Below are 16,355 nucleotides of genomic sequence, written 5' to 3' on the forward strand. Positions count from 1 at the left end.
CTCGGGTCCCGGGTCAGCGCGCCCATGGTTCAGGCCCGCAGGGTGGCGCCGCCGTCCACGTACAGGTCGCTCATCGCGATGTGGCCCGCCTGCTCCGACAGCAGGAACATCACGGCGTTGGCGATGTCTTCGGGCGTGGCCAGCTTGCGCAGCGGAATGCCGGCCTTGTAGAGCTCGGGCAGGCCCGCGATCACGCGCTCGGCGCCGCGTTCGTCGGCCCACATGCCGGTCTGCATGGGGGTGAGCGTGGAGCCCGGCGCCACGATGTTGCAGCGGATGCCGTGCGGCGCCAGTTCCAGCCCCAGGCAGCGCGTGAACATGGTGGCGGCGGCCTTCGAGGCGGCATAGGCAGCCATCGCATGGCGCGGCACGCCGGCCGCGTTGGAGCCCACGGTGACGATGGCGCCCTGCCCGCGCGGCTGCATCACCTGGGCCAGCGCACGGCCCACGTGGAACACGCCGTCGCAGTTCACGGCGAAGACGCGACGCCATTCGGCATCGCTGGTGTCGGCCACCAAGCTGCCCGACAGCACGCCCGCCACGTTCACGCCCAGCGCGATGGGGCCGACCTCGGCCTCGGTCTGCTGCACCAGGCGGGTGACGGCCTCGCCATCGCTCACGTCCAGCGCGCGCGCCAGCAAACGGCCGCTCGCACCTGCCGGGGCCGCGTAGATAGGCGCCGCCACATCGGTGGCCACCACCGTGCAGCCGGCCTGCAGCAGCTGGCGCACCAGCGCCTGGCCGATGCCGCCGGCAGCGCCGGTCACGAAGGCGATGCGTCCGTCGAATCCTGTGAGTTGCATGTTCGTTCCTCTCCTTGTCACTGCGGCGCGGCGCCTTCGGCCATGCGCGCGATCAGCATCGGTGCGATCAATTCGGTGGCCGCTGCGCTGGTCATCTGCGAATGCAGCAGCGGCACTTCCAGGCGCTGCACGTCGTCGGCATAGGCGGCCCAGCCGGCGGCCTGCAGCTGCGGCTTGCCGGCGTGGTCGCGCGCGGCGCGCACGTGCGTGAGCGTGCCGGCCATGCGCCGGTGGTGGTGCTCGCGGATCAGGCGGTTGGTGTCGGTCACCACGCGCACCACGCCTTCGAGCGCGGCCGCAGGCAGGTTGCCCAGCGCGCTGTCGCCCTCGCGCAGGAAGGCGACGAGCTTTTCGCGCGTGTCCAGTTCGGGATGGCCTTCGGGGTCGTAGCCCGCGATGGCCAGCAGCGCGCGCAGCGCCTGCTGCGGCGTGGGTTCGGGCTCGGCGCGCCACACATCGGCGGGGTAGGCGTCGAGCAGCGCCACCAGCCCCACGTCTCGGCCCTGCTGCTGCAGCGCCACGGCCATGGCCTGCGCCAGGATGCCGCCCACCGACCAGCCCATCAGGTGGATGGGCCCCGCGGGCTGCAGCTGCACCACGCGCTGCGCGTATTGCTGCGCCAGCGCGTCAATGCTCGCGGGCAGCGGCGCCTCGGGCGCGAGGGCGGGCGACTGCAGGCCCCACACGCTGCGCGAAACCGCACCGCGCGTGTCTTCCAGCAACTGCGGATTGGCGATCACGCGCGCCAGATGCCGGTAGCCCCAGGCGATGCCGCCGGCGGGGTGGATGACGAACAGCGGCGCCTGCTTCGGATCCCCGGAGGCCAGCTGGATCAGCGGCTTGAGCCCGCTGTCGAAGCTGACTTGGCCGCTGTCGATGGCCGCGGCCAGCGCGGCCACGGTGGGCGATTCGAACAGCGCGCCCAGGCCCGGGTCGCGGCGCCACTGCTCCTGCACGCGCAGCAGCAGTTGCACGGCCGAGAGCGAATCGCCGCCCAGGCCGAAGAAGTCGGCATCGCCGCCCAGCGGCAGGTCGGCCGGCAGCGCCAGCAGCTCGCGGAAGATGCCGGCCACGGCTTCTTCGGTGGCGGTGGCCAGCGGCACCCGCGGCGCACTGCCGCCGTCCGCAGCCAGGGCCGGCGCGGGCAGCGCGCGGCGGTCGAGCTTGCCGTTGGACGTGACGGGCCAGTCGGCCAGGGCCACGAAGGCGGCCGGCACCATGTAGTCGGGCACGCGCGCGGCCACGTGGGCGCGCAGCGCATGCAGGTCGCAGCCCTCCTGCGCCAGGCGGGGCTGCACATAGGCCACCAGGCGGCGCTCGCCCGCGCGGTCTTCGCGCACGATCACCTCGGCGCGCAACACGGCGGGAAAGGAGGCCATGGCCGCGTCGATCTCGCCCAGCTCGATGCGCAGGCCGCGGATCTTGACCTGATGGTCGCTGCGGCCCAGGAAGACCACGGCGCCGTCCTCCTCGCGCCAGCGCGCGAGGTCGCCGGTCTTGTAGATGCGCTCGCCGGGCCGGTGCGGGTCGCTCAGGAAGCGCTCGGCCGTGAGGTCGTCGCGGCCCAGGTAGCCGCGCGCCAGCTGCACGCCGCCCAGGTACAGGTCGCCCGCCACGCCGGGCGGCTGGGCGCGCATGCGCGCGTCCAGCACGTAAAGCCGCGTGTTCCAGACCGGAAAGCCGATGGGCACGGGCAGGCTCAGGTCGCGTGGATGGGCGTTCCAGTAGCTCACGTCCACGGCCGCCTCGGTGGGGCCGTAGAGGTTGTGCAGCTCGGCCGAAAGCGTGGCGTGGAAGCGATCGCGCAGCGGCGCGGGCAGCTCTTCGCCGCTGCAGAACACGCGCTGCATGCGGATGCCGCGCGAGGCCGGATCGGCCAGGAAGGCTGCAAGCATCGAGGGCACGAAGTGGCAGGTGCCGATGCGCTGCTCGCGCAGGATGCGCGCCAGCCAGGCCGGGTCGCGGTGCGCCTCGGGCGGCGCGATGACCAGCGTGCAGCCGGTGATCAGCGGCAGGAAGAACTCCCACACCGACACGTCGAAGGTGGCGGGCGTCTTCTGCAGGATGCGCTCGTCGGGGCCAAAGCCGTAGTGCTCGCGCATCCACTCCAGGCGGTTGACGATGGCGCGGTGCTCCACGAGCACGCCCTTGGGCTCGCCCGTGGAGCCCGAGGTGTAGATGACGTAGGCCGCGTGCTGCGGCTGCACCTCGGGCAGCAGCTGCGCAGAAGGCTGCACGGCCCACTGCGCGGGCGCCAAGGTGGGCAGGCCCGCGGGCAGGCGCGCGGCGTCTTCGGGCTGCACCAGCGCCAGCAGCGGCTGCGCCAGTTGCACCACGCGCGCCAGCCGCTCGCTCGGGTGCGTCAGGTCCAGCGGCAGGTAGGCGCCGCCTGCGCGCTGCACGGCCACCAGCGCGATCAGCAGCTCCAGCGAACGCGGCAGCGCCACGGCCACGCGCGTGTCGGCCGCCACGCCCTGGGCGCGCAGCTGCTGCGCCAGCGCCTGCGTGCGCGCGTCCAGCTCGGCATAGCTGAGCGTGGCGCCCTCGAACTCGAGCGCGATGGCCTGCGGCCGCGCGCGCATCTGCGCCAGCATCAGCGCGACCAGCGTGGTCTCGGGCACCGCGTGCTCGGTGGCGTTGAGCGCGAACACATGGCGCTGCGCTTCGGCCGGGCTGGCCAGCGGCGCGTCGTCCACGGTGGCGGCGTCCAGCGCGGCTTCGATGAAGGCTTCCAGGCGCGTCAGGTGCGATTCGACCGCGGCCTCGCTGTACAGGCCCGGGTTGGCCTCGATCTCCAGCATCAGCGACTGCACGCCGTCGCCGCGAAAGCCGATGGTGATGTCGTCGATGGGGCCCGTGCCCAGGATCTGCAGCACGCAATGCAGGCCCGGCAGGCGCAGCGGCTTGTAGAAGGGCTGCACGTTGATCAGTGCCCCATGCAGGCGGCGCTGCCCGCCCAGCAGGCCCAGGTCGCGGCGCAGCTGTTCGCTGCGGTAGCGCCCGCGCCGGCGCGCCTGGATCTGCGCCCTGGCCAGTTGGGCGATGAACTCGCCCAGCGGCTGGCCCGGCGCAGCGGCCACGCGCAGCGGCAGCACGTTCATCACCGTGGCCGTGGCGCGCGCGCTGGCGCTGCCCAGGCGGCCCATGGAGGGCACGCCCACCACGGCCTCGGGCGCGCCGGCCATGCGCTGGCAGTACAGGGCCGTCAGCGCCGTGAGCACGTCGGGCCACATCTGGCCCTGGGCCTTGGCAAAGCCCAGCACGCGCGCGCGCCAGTCGTCGCTCAGATGCAGGCTGCGGCGGTGGCAGAAATGCGCGCTGCCCGCGCGCCCTGCCGCCATGCCCGCCACTTCGGGCATGGGTGTGAGGGCCTCGCGCCACCAGGCGGCCTCTTCGCTGCGGCGCGTGCTGCTGCGGTAGGCCGCGTCTTCGTCGATCACGCCCTGCAGCGGCGCCAGCGGCGGCGGCACGGCGGCTTGCGCGCCGGGCTCCACGGCCTGCGCATAAAGCTGCGCCACGCGCTCGCCCCACAGCGCCATGCCGTAGCCGTCATTGCTCAGGTGGTGCGCGCGCTGGTACCAGCAGAAGGACTGCGGGCCCAGCACATACAGGCGCTGCAGCGCGAGCCCGTCGCGCAGGGGGTCGATGGCCGTGCCCATGTCCTGCTGCATCGCGGCCTCGGCCGCGGCGCGCGGGTCGGCCAGTGCGCGCAGGTCCACCACGTCCAGCCGCGGCGTGCGCGAGGGATCGATCCACTGCATGGGCTCGGTGCCCTGCAGGCGGAACGCAAGCGACAGCGACTGGCATTCGGCCGCCGCCTGGTCGGCCACCGCGGTGAAGGCGGCCACGTCCAGCGGGCCGTCCATCCACAGCGCGTGCGCGGTGTTGAAGCTGGGATTGGCCGGCGCCAGCTGCTGGGCGTACCACAGGCCCGCCTGGGCCTCCGTCAGCGGCCACGTCACGGCATCACTGCTCATGCTGCAAAGCGCCCCACCTTCACAGGCTCTGGCGAGCGCAGAGCACCTTCCACCAGCCTTCCAGCGTGGTGTGCTCGGCCAGGTCCGAGAAATCGATCTTCAGGCCGGCTTCGTTCCAGCCCATGATCAGGTTGAGCATGCGCATGGAGTCCAGGCCCACGTCCATGAGGTTGTCGTCCAGGGCGATGTCCTCGGGCGCCTCGCCCACCATGCGGGCCACGTCGGCGCGCAGCTTTTCCAGGGTCAGGACGGGGGCGGAGGAAGTCGGATCGGTCATGGCTAAAGGGCAGTCAGCAAAGGGCGCGGCTCACACAGCAGCAGGCGCGCCCCGGAAAAAGAAACAACGGCAGGAAGAATCAGCCCTGCGCGGGCTGCGCCTTGAGGAAGTCTTCGCGCAGGCGCGCGCGCAATTCCTTGCGGCTGGTCTTGCCCACGGCGGTGGTCTCGAAGGCGTCGACAAAAACGATCTGGTCGGGGATCTTGTAGGCGGCCACACCGCGCTCGCGCATCCAGGCCTTGAGCGCGGGGCCGCGCGGCCTGGCCTCGCCAGCGCGCGGGATGACGAACGCGCAGATGCGCTCGCCCAGGTACTCGTCGGGGATCGACACCACCGCCACGTCGAAGACCTGCGGGTTGGCCAGCAGGTGGTCTTCCACCTCTTCGGCCGAGATCTTCTCGCCCGCGCGGTTGATGTGGTCGTGCGCGCGGCCCTGCACGTTCAGGTAGCCCTCGGGCGTGCGCAGCACCACGTCGCCGGTGCGGTAGAAGCCGTCGTCGGTGAAGCTGCGGGCGTTGGCCGCGTCGTCGTTGTGATAGCCGCGGATGGTGTACGGCCCGCGCGTGAGCAGATAACCGGGCTGGCCCTCGGGCACGCTGCGGCCCTGGTCGTCCACGATCAGCACCTCGTCGTCGGGGCTGATCGGGCGGCCCTGGGTGTTCAGCACGATCTCGTCGGCATCATCCAGGCGCGTGTAGTTGACCAGCCCCTCGGCCATGCCGAAGACCTGCTGCAGCCTGCATTTGAGCCCCGCCACCACGCGGCGCGCGGCTTCGGTCGTGAGCTTGGCGCCGCCCACCTGCAGCACGCGCAGGCTGGAAAGGTCGTGCTTCGTGGACTCGGCCGCCTGCGCCCACAGCAGCGCCAGCGGCGGCACCAGGCCCAGGTCGGTCACGCGCTCGCGCTCGATCAGCGCAAAGGTGGTCTCGGGCGAGGGCGAAGGCGACAGCACCACGGTGGCGCCCGCGTAGAAGGCGCCCATCGCGCCGGGCGAGCTCATCGGGAAGTTGTGCGCGGCCGGCAGCGCGACCATGTAGACGCTGTCTTCGCCGATGCCGCAGATCTCGTTGCTGGCCCTGAAGCTGTAGATGTAGTCGTCGTGCGTGCGCGGGATCAGCTTCGACAGCCCCGTGCTGCCGCCCGAGATCTGCAGGAAGGCGACGGACTGCGGGTCGGGGTCTTCGGTGGGCAGCAGCGCGGGGTTGGGCGCGAAGGCGTCGAAGTCTGCGAACTCGCCCGCGTCGCCGCCCACGATCACGGCCTGGCGCAGGTGCGGCAGCTCGCCGGCCTCGGCCTGGGCCTGGAGTTCTCGCGCGAGCAGGCGGTAGTCGTAGTTCTCGTAGCTGCGCAGCGCCACATAGGCCGCGGCCTGCGATTTGCGCATGAAGTGGCCGATCTCGGTGATGCGGTGCGCGGGCAGCGCATACACGGGCACCAGCCCGGCGCGGAACAGGCCGAAGACCACGCTGTAGAAGGCCGGCACGTTGCCCAGCTGCACCACCACGCGGTCGCCGGGCACCAAGCCCAGGGCCAGAAAGCCCGCGGCGGCGGTCTCGGCACGCTCCCACAGCTGGGCATAGCTCCAGCGCTGCTCGCCCCCCACCACGGCGGTGCGGCTGCCCAGGCGCTGCGCGCGTTCGCGCAAGAAGGCCGGGAAGGTCTCGCCGCGCCAGTAACCGGCTTCACGGTAGCGGCGCACCAGCGCGTCGGGCCAGGTCTGGCGCAGGGGAATCAGGGCTTCGGGCATGGGAAACGGAGAGCAGGGCGACTCGAGAACAGCCGCCGATTCTCCCTCAGTTATCAAGAATGATTCTTATCGCGATCGTAAAGCCACGCTGGCCGCCAGGGCGAGCAGCGCCAGCCCCACCAGCGCATAGGGCGCGCCGGGCGCCAGCCGGTAGACCAGGGTGCCGATCAGCGGCCCCAGCACCATGCCCAGTCCCTGCGCGGCCGACAGGTTGCCCGCGGCGGCGCCCTGCTCGTGCGCCTGCACGGCGTTGGCGGCCATGGCCTGGAAGGTGGGGAAGATGAAGCCCATGCCGAAGGCGGCCACGCCATAGGCCGTGAACAGCAGCGCCTGGCTGTGCACCCAGAACACGCTCAGAAAGCTCAGGCCCGAGATCAGCGCCCCCATCCACACCCAGCGCAGCGGCGGCACGCGCTTGAGGCGCATCACCAGTTGCTGCGACACGATCAGTGCGCAGCCCACGGCCGTCAGCGCCAGCCCCGCCACGCGCGCGCCCTCCTCGGCGCGCAGGCCGAAGCGGTCGATGGCGAAGAAGCCCACCGACACCTGTGCCACCGCCACCGAGGCCATGGCGATGAAGGCCGTCAGCAGCGGCAGGCGCAGCCGCGCGTCGCCCAGGCCCAGCCCGGCCTTGCCGCCCGGGCCGCCCGCCGGCGCGGCCACCGGCGGGTGGGCCGGCAGGCGCAGCGCCACCAGCACGAAGGCCAGCGCCGGCAGCGCCGCGGCCACGTACAGCGCCAGCCCCAGGTCGCGCGAGGCCAGCCAGCCCGCGGCCGCAGGCCCGGCCACCATGCCCACCGCATTGGCCGAGCCCAGCTTGGCCATCACCGAGCCACGCGCGGCCGGCACCGTGTGGTCGGCGATCACGGCCGCCGCCGTGGGCGGCACCGCCGCATAGAAGGCGCCGACCAGCGAACGCGCCACCACCAGCGTCAGCACCGCGGCCACGCCGCCGATGGCGCCGCGCAGCGCCAGGTCCACGCCCAGCGCCATCGCCAGGTAGGTCAGCGAGAACACGCCCAGCCCGGCCAGCAGCACGGGCTTGCGGCCCACGCGGTCGCTGGTGCGGCCCCACCAGCGCGCCAGCAGCATCCAGCAGATGCCGCCGGCCGTGACCGACAGGCCCGCCACCCATTCGGGCAGGCCCAGGCGGCGCACGGCCGGGCCCACCACCGCCACGAAGGCCATCATGGCCATCGTGCCCAGCAGCGCAGCCAGCAGCAGCGGGTACAGGCGAAGGGCAGGCGCAGGCGCGCCCGAGGAAAGGGGGGAAGTGGGCAAGGCAGAGGACATGGCAGGCACCGCAAGGGCCGCTGCCTTCCAGCGCAGGCCGGGGCAACGGCAGCGCCCGGTGCCGGCAGAAGCTGGCGCGCGCTGGCGGGATGCCCCTGCAGCCGGGGCGTCCCCGCGCGGCACGGGACGCGAGAGACGGGAAAAAGGGAGGGCAGTGTAGCCAGCGGGGGCGCTTCATGCCGATGCCCGGGGCCCGGCCGTCCTACAGCCGTGCCCGCAGCAGGCCGACTCTGCGCGCGCGCTGCGCTTCCTATGGTGACCCCGTCAGCCCCGCCGAAGCCTTGGTTGAGATCCGAGAAGGAAGGTGGAACAGGCAGACGCTTTCTCTCAAGAACCACTGTTCATCCCAGACTCAAGGAGCACACCATGACCGTTTCGAAGATCAAGCTGTCCCTCGTCACCGCCGCCCTGGTCGCCGCTGGCGCCGTGGTGGCCCAAGGCACGCCGCCGAACCCCAACGTGGCCAATCCCGCCCTGGGCGCCGGCCAGCAGACGCAGCAAGGCACCTCGATGGGCACCACCGGTGTGCCCACCCCCGCACCCGACACGATGCAGCAGGCACCCAGCACGGCCCCCAGCAATGCCGTGACGCCCGCCACTCCCTCGGCCCCGCCCTCGACCAGCATGGACGCTCCGATGCGCCCGGCCCGCGCCGACCGCAACTGAGCCACTGGCTGCGGAGTCCGCATCGTGAGCCTTCGCACCTTTGCCCGCACACGCGCCTGGGTCGCTGCCGCCCTCACGGGGGTGGCGGGCCTGGGCGCGGCGGTGGCGGTCTTCGGGCCCGGGGACTCGCCGGCCGCCCCCATTGCGATGGCACCGTCGGTGGCAGCCAGCGCGGTGCCCCGGCCCGAGCCGGCCGTGGTGCAATCGGCGCCCGCGGCGGTGGAAGTCGTGGCCGCAGTGAGGCCCGCCGCGCGCGCCCCCGCACAGCCACCGGCAGCGCTCAGCACCTCCGCTGCGGCGCTGTGGTCACGCATCACCGCCACTGGCGACCAGGGCGAGCAGCCCTTCGTCATCCTCGACAAGCAGAGCGCGCAGATCTTCGTCTTTGATGCGCAAGGCGCGCTGCAGGGCCGCACGCCGGTGCTGCTGGGCCTGGCCCGGGGCGACGACTCGGTGCCCGGCATCGGCCAGAAGGCCATTGCGCAGATTCGGCCCGACGAACGGACCACGCCCGCGGGCCGCTTCAAGGCCGAGCCCGGGTTGAACCACGAGCACGAGGACATCGTGTGGATCGACTACGACGCCGCCGTGTCCATGCACCGGCTGCGCCCCACCGCCGTGCCTGCCGAACGCCGCCCGCAGCGGCTGGCCAGCGCGCAGGTCGAGGACAACCGGATTTCCTACGGCTGCGTGAACGTGCCCCCTGCGTTCTACGACGCCCACATCGCGCCCGGCCTGGGCCGCGAAGGCGGCACCATCTACGTGCTGCCCGAAACGCGCAGCCTGGCGCAGCAGTTCCCGCAGCTCTTCGAGGGCACGGCGCTGGCCGCGATCTGACGATCTGCTGAAACTCAGGCCCGCACGCGCACCTCGGCCGGGCCCTGCACCATGCGGCCGATCACGGCCGCCTGGGCGAAGCCGCCGTCTGCGAAGGTCTTGAGCACGTTCGCAGCGGCTTCTGGTGCGCAGGCCACCAGCAGCCCGCCCGAGGTCTGCGGGTCGGTCAGCAGCGCGCGCAGCGGCGCCGCGCCTTCTGCATCGGCACCCTCCCAGCGCACCTGCGCACCATACGACGCCCAGTTGCGGCCCGAGGCACCCGTCACGATGCCGCGCGCCGCCAGCGCCTGCACGCCGGGCAGCCAGGGCAGCGCCGCCGCGTCGATCTGCGCCGTAAGCCCCGCGCCGCGCGCCAGCTCCAGCGTGTGTCCCAGCAGGCCGAAGCCGGTCACGTCGGTCATCGCATGCACCTGCGGCAGCATTGCCAGCGCGGTGCCGGGGCGATTGAGCTGCGTGGTGGCGGCGATCATGGCCGCGTAGCCCGCCGCATCCAGCACCTCTTTCTTGAGCGCGGCCGACAGGATGCCCACGCCCAGCGGCTTGCCCAGCACGAGCACGTCGTTCGCGCACGCGGTGGCGTTGCGCTTGAGCTGCGCGATCTCCACGATGCCGATGCCCACCAGCCCGTAGATGGGCTCCACCGAATCGATGGAATGGCCGCCGGCCAGCGGAATGCCGGCCTCGCGGCAGACCGATTCGCCGCCTTCGAGGATCTTCGCGATGGTGGCGTGCGGCAGCACGTTGATGGGCATGCCCACGATGGCCAGCGCCATCAGCGGCTGCGCGCCCATGGCATAGAGGTCCGACAGCGCATTGGTGGCCGCGATGCGGCCGAAGTCATGCGGGTCGTCGACGATGGGCATGAAGAAGTCCGTCGTCGCCACGATGGCCTGGCGCTCGTTGATGCGGTAGACGGCCGCATCGTCGGCGGTCTCGCTGCCCACCAGCAGGTCGGCAAAGGGCATGGGCGGCAGGCTGCTTTGCGCCAGCAGCGAAGACAGCACGCCCGGCGCGATCTTGCAGCCGCAGCCGCCGCCGTGCGAGAGGGATGTGAGGCGCGGGGGCGTGGCGGCTTGAGAAGTCATCGGGCGCTTTTGCAGGAAGTGGGGCACCAAGTTTCGCCCATGCCATCCGCACTTGTCCCCATCACGCGCCGGGCACAGGTGCAAGAATGAACGCCGCTCGCGCGTGTCGCGCAACCTTCATGGAGTGCCATTCATGCAACGCCGCCAATTCATGCACCTGTCCAGCACCGCCGCCGTGGCCGGTGCCGCCACGGCCCTGGGCCTGCCGATGCAGGCATCCGCCGCCACCGCCACGCGCGCGCATCCGGCCGGCGAAGGCTGGCGCGTTTATGAGATCACCACCACCATCGACCTGAGCGAGCGCACGGCCCAGGGCCGCGTGTGGGTGCCGCTGCCGGCGCAGCAGTTGCTTGGCAGCGACGGCAGCCCCTACCAGCAGCTGCTGGGCACGCGCCATGAAGCGCCCGGCGCGCAGCAGGCGCGCGTGGTGCGCGGCCCGGCCGGCGCCCAGATGCTGCAGGTTCAATGGACCGACCCGCAGGCGCCGCAGCAGCTCAAGCTGGTCAACGAGGTGGCATTGCGCGACCGCGCCACCGACCTGGGCGAAGCCGGCCGCGGCCGCACAGCCAGCGATGCCGCGCTCAGGCCCTGGCTGCAGCCCAGCACGCTCAAGCCGCTCGACGGCGTGGTGGGCCAGACCGCGCGCAAGATCACCCACGAAGCCGGCGCGCACACCGACATCGAGAAAGCCCGGGCCATCTACGACTGGATCGTGGCCAACTGCCATCGCAACGGCAGCGTGCGCGGCTGCGGCACCGGCGACGCCGCCTACGTGCTGACCAGCGGCAACCTGGGCGGCAAGTGCGCCGACCTCAACGGCCTGTTCGTGGCCCTGGCGCGGGCCAGCGGCGTGCCCGCGCGCGACATCTACGGCGTGCGCGTGGACGACTCGGCCCGCGGCTACAAGAGCCTGGGCAAGAGCGGCGACATCAGCCGCGCGCAGCACTGCCGCGCCGAGTTCTATGCGCAGGGCCACGGCTGGGTGCCGGTGGATCCGGCCGACGTGCGCAAGGTCATGCTCGAAGAGGAAAAGGGCGGCCTGCCGCGCGCCGACGCGCGCGTGCGCGCAGCCAACGCCCTGCTCTTCGGCGCCTGGGAATCGAACTGGGTCGGCTACAACAGCGCCGAAGACCTGCGCCTGCCCGGCAGCCGCCAGACCGCGCCGCTGGGCTTCTTCATGTACCCCCATGGCGAAACGGCGCAGGGCCGCCTCGACAGCCTGGATCCGGCCAGCTTCCGCTACAGCATCCAGTCCCGGCGCGCCTGATGCACGCTGCGGCCGGCGCCTGGCCCCGGCGCCGCCTGCTGCTGCAGGCCGCAGGGGCCTGCCTGTGGGTGCCCGGTGCGGCGGGCGCGGCCGGCGCCGATGAAGACACCCGCCTCGATCCGTGGCCCTGGCGCCCGCCCGGCCAGCCCGTGCTGCACGCCCGCACGCTGGAAGGCCAGCCGCGCACGCTGGCCGACTTTGCAGGCCGGCCGCTGATCGTCAACCTCTGGGCCAGCTGGTGTGCGCCCTGCCTGGACGAGATGCCCGCCCTCGATGCCCTGGCCCGCGAACTGGCGCCGCAGGGCTGGGCCTTCATCGCGCTGAACCACGGCGAAATGCCCGAGCGGGTGCGTCGCTTTGCGCAGGAGCTGGGGCTCGCGGGCCCGGTGCTGCTCGACCGCGAGCAGGCCACCTTGCCGGCCTGGGGCGGCCGCTCGCTGCCCGCCACCTTCATCTTCGATGCGCAGGGCCGCCCGCGCCGGCGGGCCCAGGGCGCGCGCGACTGGCGATCGCCCGCGCTGCGCAGCGCGCTGCTGGCGCTGGGCTGAACGCCGGCACGCCTTTCCCCCGCCCCTCCGGGCGAGGCACGCACGGGCCTGCCGAGCCGGCGCGCAGAGGGCCCGGCGACACCGCCCCGTAAAATTTAACAACCTGTTTCAAGCACTCCCGTTCCATGCCTCCCGCAGCTTTTCTGAAGACCAGCCATGACCCCTGGTTCGTGGCCGCCTCGCTGCTGGTCGCGGCCTTTGCCGCCTATGTGGCGCTGGACCTGGCCCGGCGCGTGCGGCGCGACGGGCAGCCCAACCCGCTGTGGTGGTTCGGCGGCTCGCTGGCCATGGGCACGGGCGTGTGGTCCATGCACTTCGTGGGCATGCTGGGTTTCGACGCCGAGGGCCTGGTGCTGGGCTACCGCTGGCTGCCCACCCTGTTCAGCTGGCTCGCGGCGGTGGTGGCCGCGGCGGTGGCGCTGGGCATCGCCTCGCGCGCGCGCCGGCTGGACCTGCGGCTGCTGCTGCTGGGCAGCACCAGCATGGCGGCGGCCATCTGCACCATGCACTACCTGGGCATGCATGCCATCGAGCTGGCGCCGCCCATCGTCTGGAGCATGCCCATGGTGCTGGCCTCCATCGGCGTGGCCTGGGTGGCTTCGGCCGCGGCGCTGGGGCTGTTCTTCGGCCTGCGCGAGCAGCGCGGGCGCAGGCGCTACGCGCTGCAGGTGGGTTCGGCCGTGCTCATGGCAGGCGCCATCGGCGGCATGCACTACACGGGCATGGCCGCGGCGCAGTTGCCCGTCGGCACGGTGTGCCTGAGCGCCAACAGCCTCGCGGGCGCGCCGCTGGCGCTGATGGTGACGGTGGCCACCGTGTTCATCCTGGGCGGCGTCATGCTGCTGCTGATGCTCGACGCCATGGCCTACAACCGCGAATCCCAGCTCACCGAGTCGCTGCACCAGGCCAACCACGACCTGCGCCGGGCCAACGACCGGCTGCAGCGCAAGGCCTTTGAAGACCCGCTGACCGGCCTGCCCAACCGCGCCCTCTTCGACGACCGGCTTCAGCATGCCGTCACGCGCGTGGCGCGCACGCTGCGCAACCAGAACCAGGCCGTCAGCGCCAAGTCGCGCGAGCGCGTGGCCGTGCTCTTCTTCGACCTGGACGGCTTCAAGCCCATCAACGATTCCTTCGGCCACGAAGTGGGCGACAAGGTGCTGCGCTCGGTGGCGCTGCGCCTGCAGCAGTCGGTGCGCGAAAGCGACACGCTGGCCCGCCTGGGCGGCGACGAGTTCGTGGTGATGGTGGAAGCCGCCGACGCGCAGGCCGTGGCCATGGGCGTGGCGCAGCGGCTGATCGACAGCCTGCGCCGGCCGCTGATCGTCGACGGCAAGGAAATGAGCCTGTCCTGCTCCATCGGCATGGCCGTGTTCCCCGACCATGACGATGCCGGCCAGCGCCTGCTGGCCTGCGCCGACGCCGCGATGTACACCGCCAAGCGCGCGGGCGGCGGCACCTGCGTGGTGTACGACCAGAGCATGGCCGGCGACTCCACCGAGCAGCTGGCGCTGCGCGAGGCCCTGCGCCACGCGCTCGACCATGGCGAGCTGCAGCTGCACTACCAGCCCAAGATCACGGCCCAGAGCGGCGAGGTCCATGGCTTCGAGGCGCTGCTGCGCTGGCACCACCCGGAGCGCGGCCTGATCAGCCCTTCCACCTTCGTGCCGCTGGCCGAGCGCTTCGGCCTCATCGGCAGCATCGGCGCCTGGGTGATCGAGGAAGCCTGCGCGCAGCTCGCGCGCTGGCACGCCGACGGGTTGCACTGCCGCGTGGCGATCAACCTGTCGCCCTACCAGCTGCGCAACCCCAACCTGGCCGGGCAGATCCGCGACGCGCTGCTGCGCCATGGCATCGAGCCCTCGCAACTGGTGTGCGAGATCACCGAAAGCGCGCTCATCGAGACCATGAACACCGAAGGCGCGACCCTGGCGGAGCTGGCCGCGCTGGGCGTGCGCCTGGCCATCGACGACTTCGGCACCGGCTATTCGAGCCTGGCCCACCTCAAGCACATCCCCGCGGGGCAGCTCAAGATCGACCGCAGCTTCGTCAGCGGCCTGGCCTCGGACGCGGACGCCCGCGCCATGGTCGACGCCATCGTGCGCCTGGCCCATGCGCTGCGCATGGAAGTGGTGGCCGAAGGCGTGGAGACCAGCGACCAGCAGCGCCTGCTGGCCGAGCTGGGCTGCGACGTGCTGCAGGGCTTCGTGTTCGCCAGGCCCATGCCCGCCGCCGAAGTGGCCCAATGGCTGCAGGCCAAGGGCAGCGAGCCCGCGTCGGCCCCGGCGCTTGCGCCAGCTTCCTCGCCCACGGCCTGATACGGTTTCGCCTTCAAACGCATAGCTTCGTTGGGGTGCCTTGCCGTGCGTCAGCACTGTCTGCGGCACCCCGCCTCGCTCTGCGCTTGAATGCAAAACCGTATGAGCGGCGGGCGCTGCGCATTCGCGGCCGGCCACAATGCTGGCCGGCCCCGCCCTCACGCCTTCAGAGCAAAGACCACCAGCCATGCACGACATCATCTGCCCGCATTGCGGCACCGCGTTCACCATCGACGAAGCCGGCTACGCGGACATCCAGAAGCAGGTGCGCGACAAGGAGTTCGACCGCCAGTTGCACGAGCGCCTGGAGGTGGCCGAGCGCGAGAAGAAGAGCGCGCTGGAGCTGGCGCGCAGCCAGATGGCCAGCGACGCCCAGGCCGCCGCCGCGGCCAAGGACGCGCAGATCCAGGCGCTGAAGGCCCAGCTCCAGGGCGAGGACATGACCCGCCAGCTGGCCGTGGCGCAGGCGCGCAGCGAGCTGGAGCGCGAGCGCGACGCGCTCAAGGCCCAGCTGGCCAGCGCGCAGATGCAGCAGAAGCTGGCCGTCACCGAAGCCGTGGGCCGCGTGGAAAAGGAACGCGACACGCTGCAGGCCGACCTGCAGCGCGCGGCGCTGGAAAAGGCGCTGGCTGAAAAGTCGCTGCGCGACAAGTACGAAACGCAGCTCAAGGACCGCGACGACGCCATCGAGCGGCTGCGCGACATGAAGGCGCGCCTGTCCACCAAGATGGTGGGCGAGACGCTGGAGCAGCACTGCGAGACCGAGTTCAACCGCATCCGCGCCACCGCCTTCCCGCGGGCCTACTTCGAGAAGGACAACGACGCGCGCAGCGGCAGCAAGGGCGACTTCATCTTCCGCGACAGCGACGAGGCCGGCACCGAGATCGTCTCGATCATGTTCGAGATGAAGAACGAAGCCGACCAGACCGCCACCCGCAAGCGCAACGAGGACTTCTTCAAGGAGCTGGACAAGGACCGCACCGAAAAAGGCTGCGAATACGCGATCCTGGTTTCGCTGCTGGAGCCCGAGAACGAGCTGTACAACGGCGGCATCGTCGACGTGTCTTACCGCTACCCCAAGATGTACGTGGTGCGGCCGCAGTTCTTCATCCCCATGATCACGCTGCTGCGCAACGCGGCGATGGGCGCGCTGCAATACAAAAATGAGTTGGCGCTGGTGAAGGCGCAGCACATAGATATCACCCACTTCGAATCGCAGCTGGACGGCTTCAAGACCGCCTTTGCGAAGAACTACGAGCTGGCCTCGCGCCGCTTTGCCACGGCCATCGAAGAAATCGACAAGTCCATCGACCACCTGCAAAAAACCAAGGACGCGCTGCTGGGCGCCGACCGCAACCTGCGCCTGGCCAACGACAAGGCGCAGGACGTGACGCTCAAGAAGCTCACGCGCGGCAACCCCACCATGGCGGCCAAGTTCGCGGAGCTGCGCAGCAGCGCGCCGGGCCGGCCCCGGCGCGAGCCCGGTGCCCCGCCCGACGCAGGCGGCACGCCTGAGCTGCCCGGCATGGACTGACGC

Annotated in this window: 12 protein-coding genes; 6 read left to right on the forward strand and 6 right to left on the reverse strand. The window is 71.6% G+C overall.

Translation table 11 applies throughout. From position 1 onward, the window contains the following. Window positions 1-29: 29 nt before the first annotated feature. The 5 genes from PGB34_RS09740 to PGB34_RS09760 form a co-directional block, all read right to left on the reverse strand. Window positions 30-803, reverse strand: a complete 774-nt coding sequence (locus PGB34_RS09740; RefSeq protein WP_271427882.1) for a 2,3-dihydro-2,3-dihydroxybenzoate dehydrogenase — start codon at window positions 801-803, stop codon at window positions 30-32. 17 nt (window positions 804-820) lie between these two features. Continuing rightward, entirely contained in the window at window positions 821-4,780 is a 3,960-nt protein-coding gene (locus PGB34_RS09745; RefSeq protein WP_271427883.1) for an amino acid adenylation domain-containing protein, read from the reverse strand. Window positions 4,781-4,799: 19 nt separating this feature from the next. Further along, the gene (locus tag PGB34_RS09750; RefSeq protein ID WP_271427884.1) at window positions 4,800-5,057 is read right to left on the reverse strand and encodes a phosphopantetheine-binding protein; all 258 of its coding nucleotides are present in this window, start codon (window positions 5,055-5,057) and stop codon (window positions 4,800-4,802) included. A 79-nt stretch (window positions 5,058-5,136) separates the two neighbouring features. Beyond that, window positions 5,137-6,804 carry a (2,3-dihydroxybenzoyl)adenylate synthase gene (locus PGB34_RS09755; RefSeq protein WP_271427885.1) on the reverse strand — a complete coding sequence of 556 codons (1,668 nt, stop codon included), beginning with the start codon at window positions 6,802-6,804 and terminating at the stop codon, window positions 5,137-5,139. A 66-nt stretch (window positions 6,805-6,870) separates the two neighbouring features. After that, window positions 6,871-8,085: an MFS transporter gene (locus tag PGB34_RS09760; protein ID WP_271427886.1), complete on the reverse strand. Its 1,215-nt coding sequence runs from the start codon at window positions 8,083-8,085 to the stop codon at window positions 6,871-6,873. A 378-nt stretch (window positions 8,086-8,463) separates the two neighbouring features. Here PGB34_RS09760 and PGB34_RS09765 point away from each other — a divergent pair, with 378 nt between their 5' ends. Together PGB34_RS09765 and PGB34_RS09770 are read left to right on the forward strand one after the other, a co-directional pair. Next, a complete protein-coding gene (locus tag PGB34_RS09765; RefSeq protein WP_271427887.1) occupies window positions 8,464-8,763 on the forward strand; it encodes a proteophosphoglycan ppg4 in 300 nt (99 codons plus the stop codon). Between the two features lie 24 nt (window positions 8,764-8,787). Continuing rightward, the gene (locus PGB34_RS09770) at window positions 8,788-9,600 is read left to right on the forward strand and encodes a L,D-transpeptidase (RefSeq protein WP_271427888.1); all 813 of its coding nucleotides are present in this window, start codon (window positions 8,788-8,790) and stop codon (window positions 9,598-9,600) included. 14 nt (window positions 9,601-9,614) lie between these two features. On the opposite strand, the gene selD is transcribed toward PGB34_RS09770, so the two are convergent. Then, a complete protein-coding gene (selD, locus tag PGB34_RS09775; RefSeq protein WP_271427889.1) occupies window positions 9,615-10,685 on the reverse strand; it encodes a selenide, water dikinase SelD in 1,071 nt (356 codons plus the stop codon). Between the two features lie 133 nt (window positions 10,686-10,818). Between selD and PGB34_RS09780 the strand changes: the two genes are divergently transcribed. From PGB34_RS09780 to PGB34_RS09795, 4 genes are all read left to right on the forward strand, one after another. Further along, window positions 10,819-11,952: a transglutaminase-like domain-containing protein gene (locus PGB34_RS09780; protein ID WP_271427890.1), complete on the forward strand. Its 1,134-nt coding sequence runs from the start codon at window positions 10,819-10,821 to the stop codon at window positions 11,950-11,952. Beyond that, the gene (locus PGB34_RS09785; protein WP_271427891.1) at window positions 11,952-12,500 is read left to right on the forward strand and encodes a TlpA disulfide reductase family protein; all 549 of its coding nucleotides are present in this window, start codon (window positions 11,952-11,954) and stop codon (window positions 12,498-12,500) included. The genes PGB34_RS09780 and PGB34_RS09785 overlap by 1 nt, the downstream gene beginning before the upstream one ends. Before the next feature lie 125 nt (window positions 12,501-12,625). Continuing rightward, window positions 12,626-14,818: a putative bifunctional diguanylate cyclase/phosphodiesterase gene (locus PGB34_RS09790; protein WP_271427892.1), complete on the forward strand. Its 2,193-nt coding sequence runs from the start codon at window positions 12,626-12,628 to the stop codon at window positions 14,816-14,818. A 187-nt stretch (window positions 14,819-15,005) separates the two neighbouring features. Next, window positions 15,006-16,352 (forward strand): DUF2130 domain-containing protein, encoded by a 1,347-nt coding sequence (locus PGB34_RS09795; protein WP_271427893.1) that lies wholly within the window; start codon window positions 15,006-15,008, stop codon window positions 16,350-16,352. Window positions 16,353-16,355 lie beyond the last annotated feature (3 nt).

This window comes from Xenophilus arseniciresistens, assembly GCF_028023875.1.
Lineage (GTDB): Bacteria > Pseudomonadota > Gammaproteobacteria > Burkholderiales > Burkholderiaceae_C > Xenophilus > Xenophilus arseniciresistens.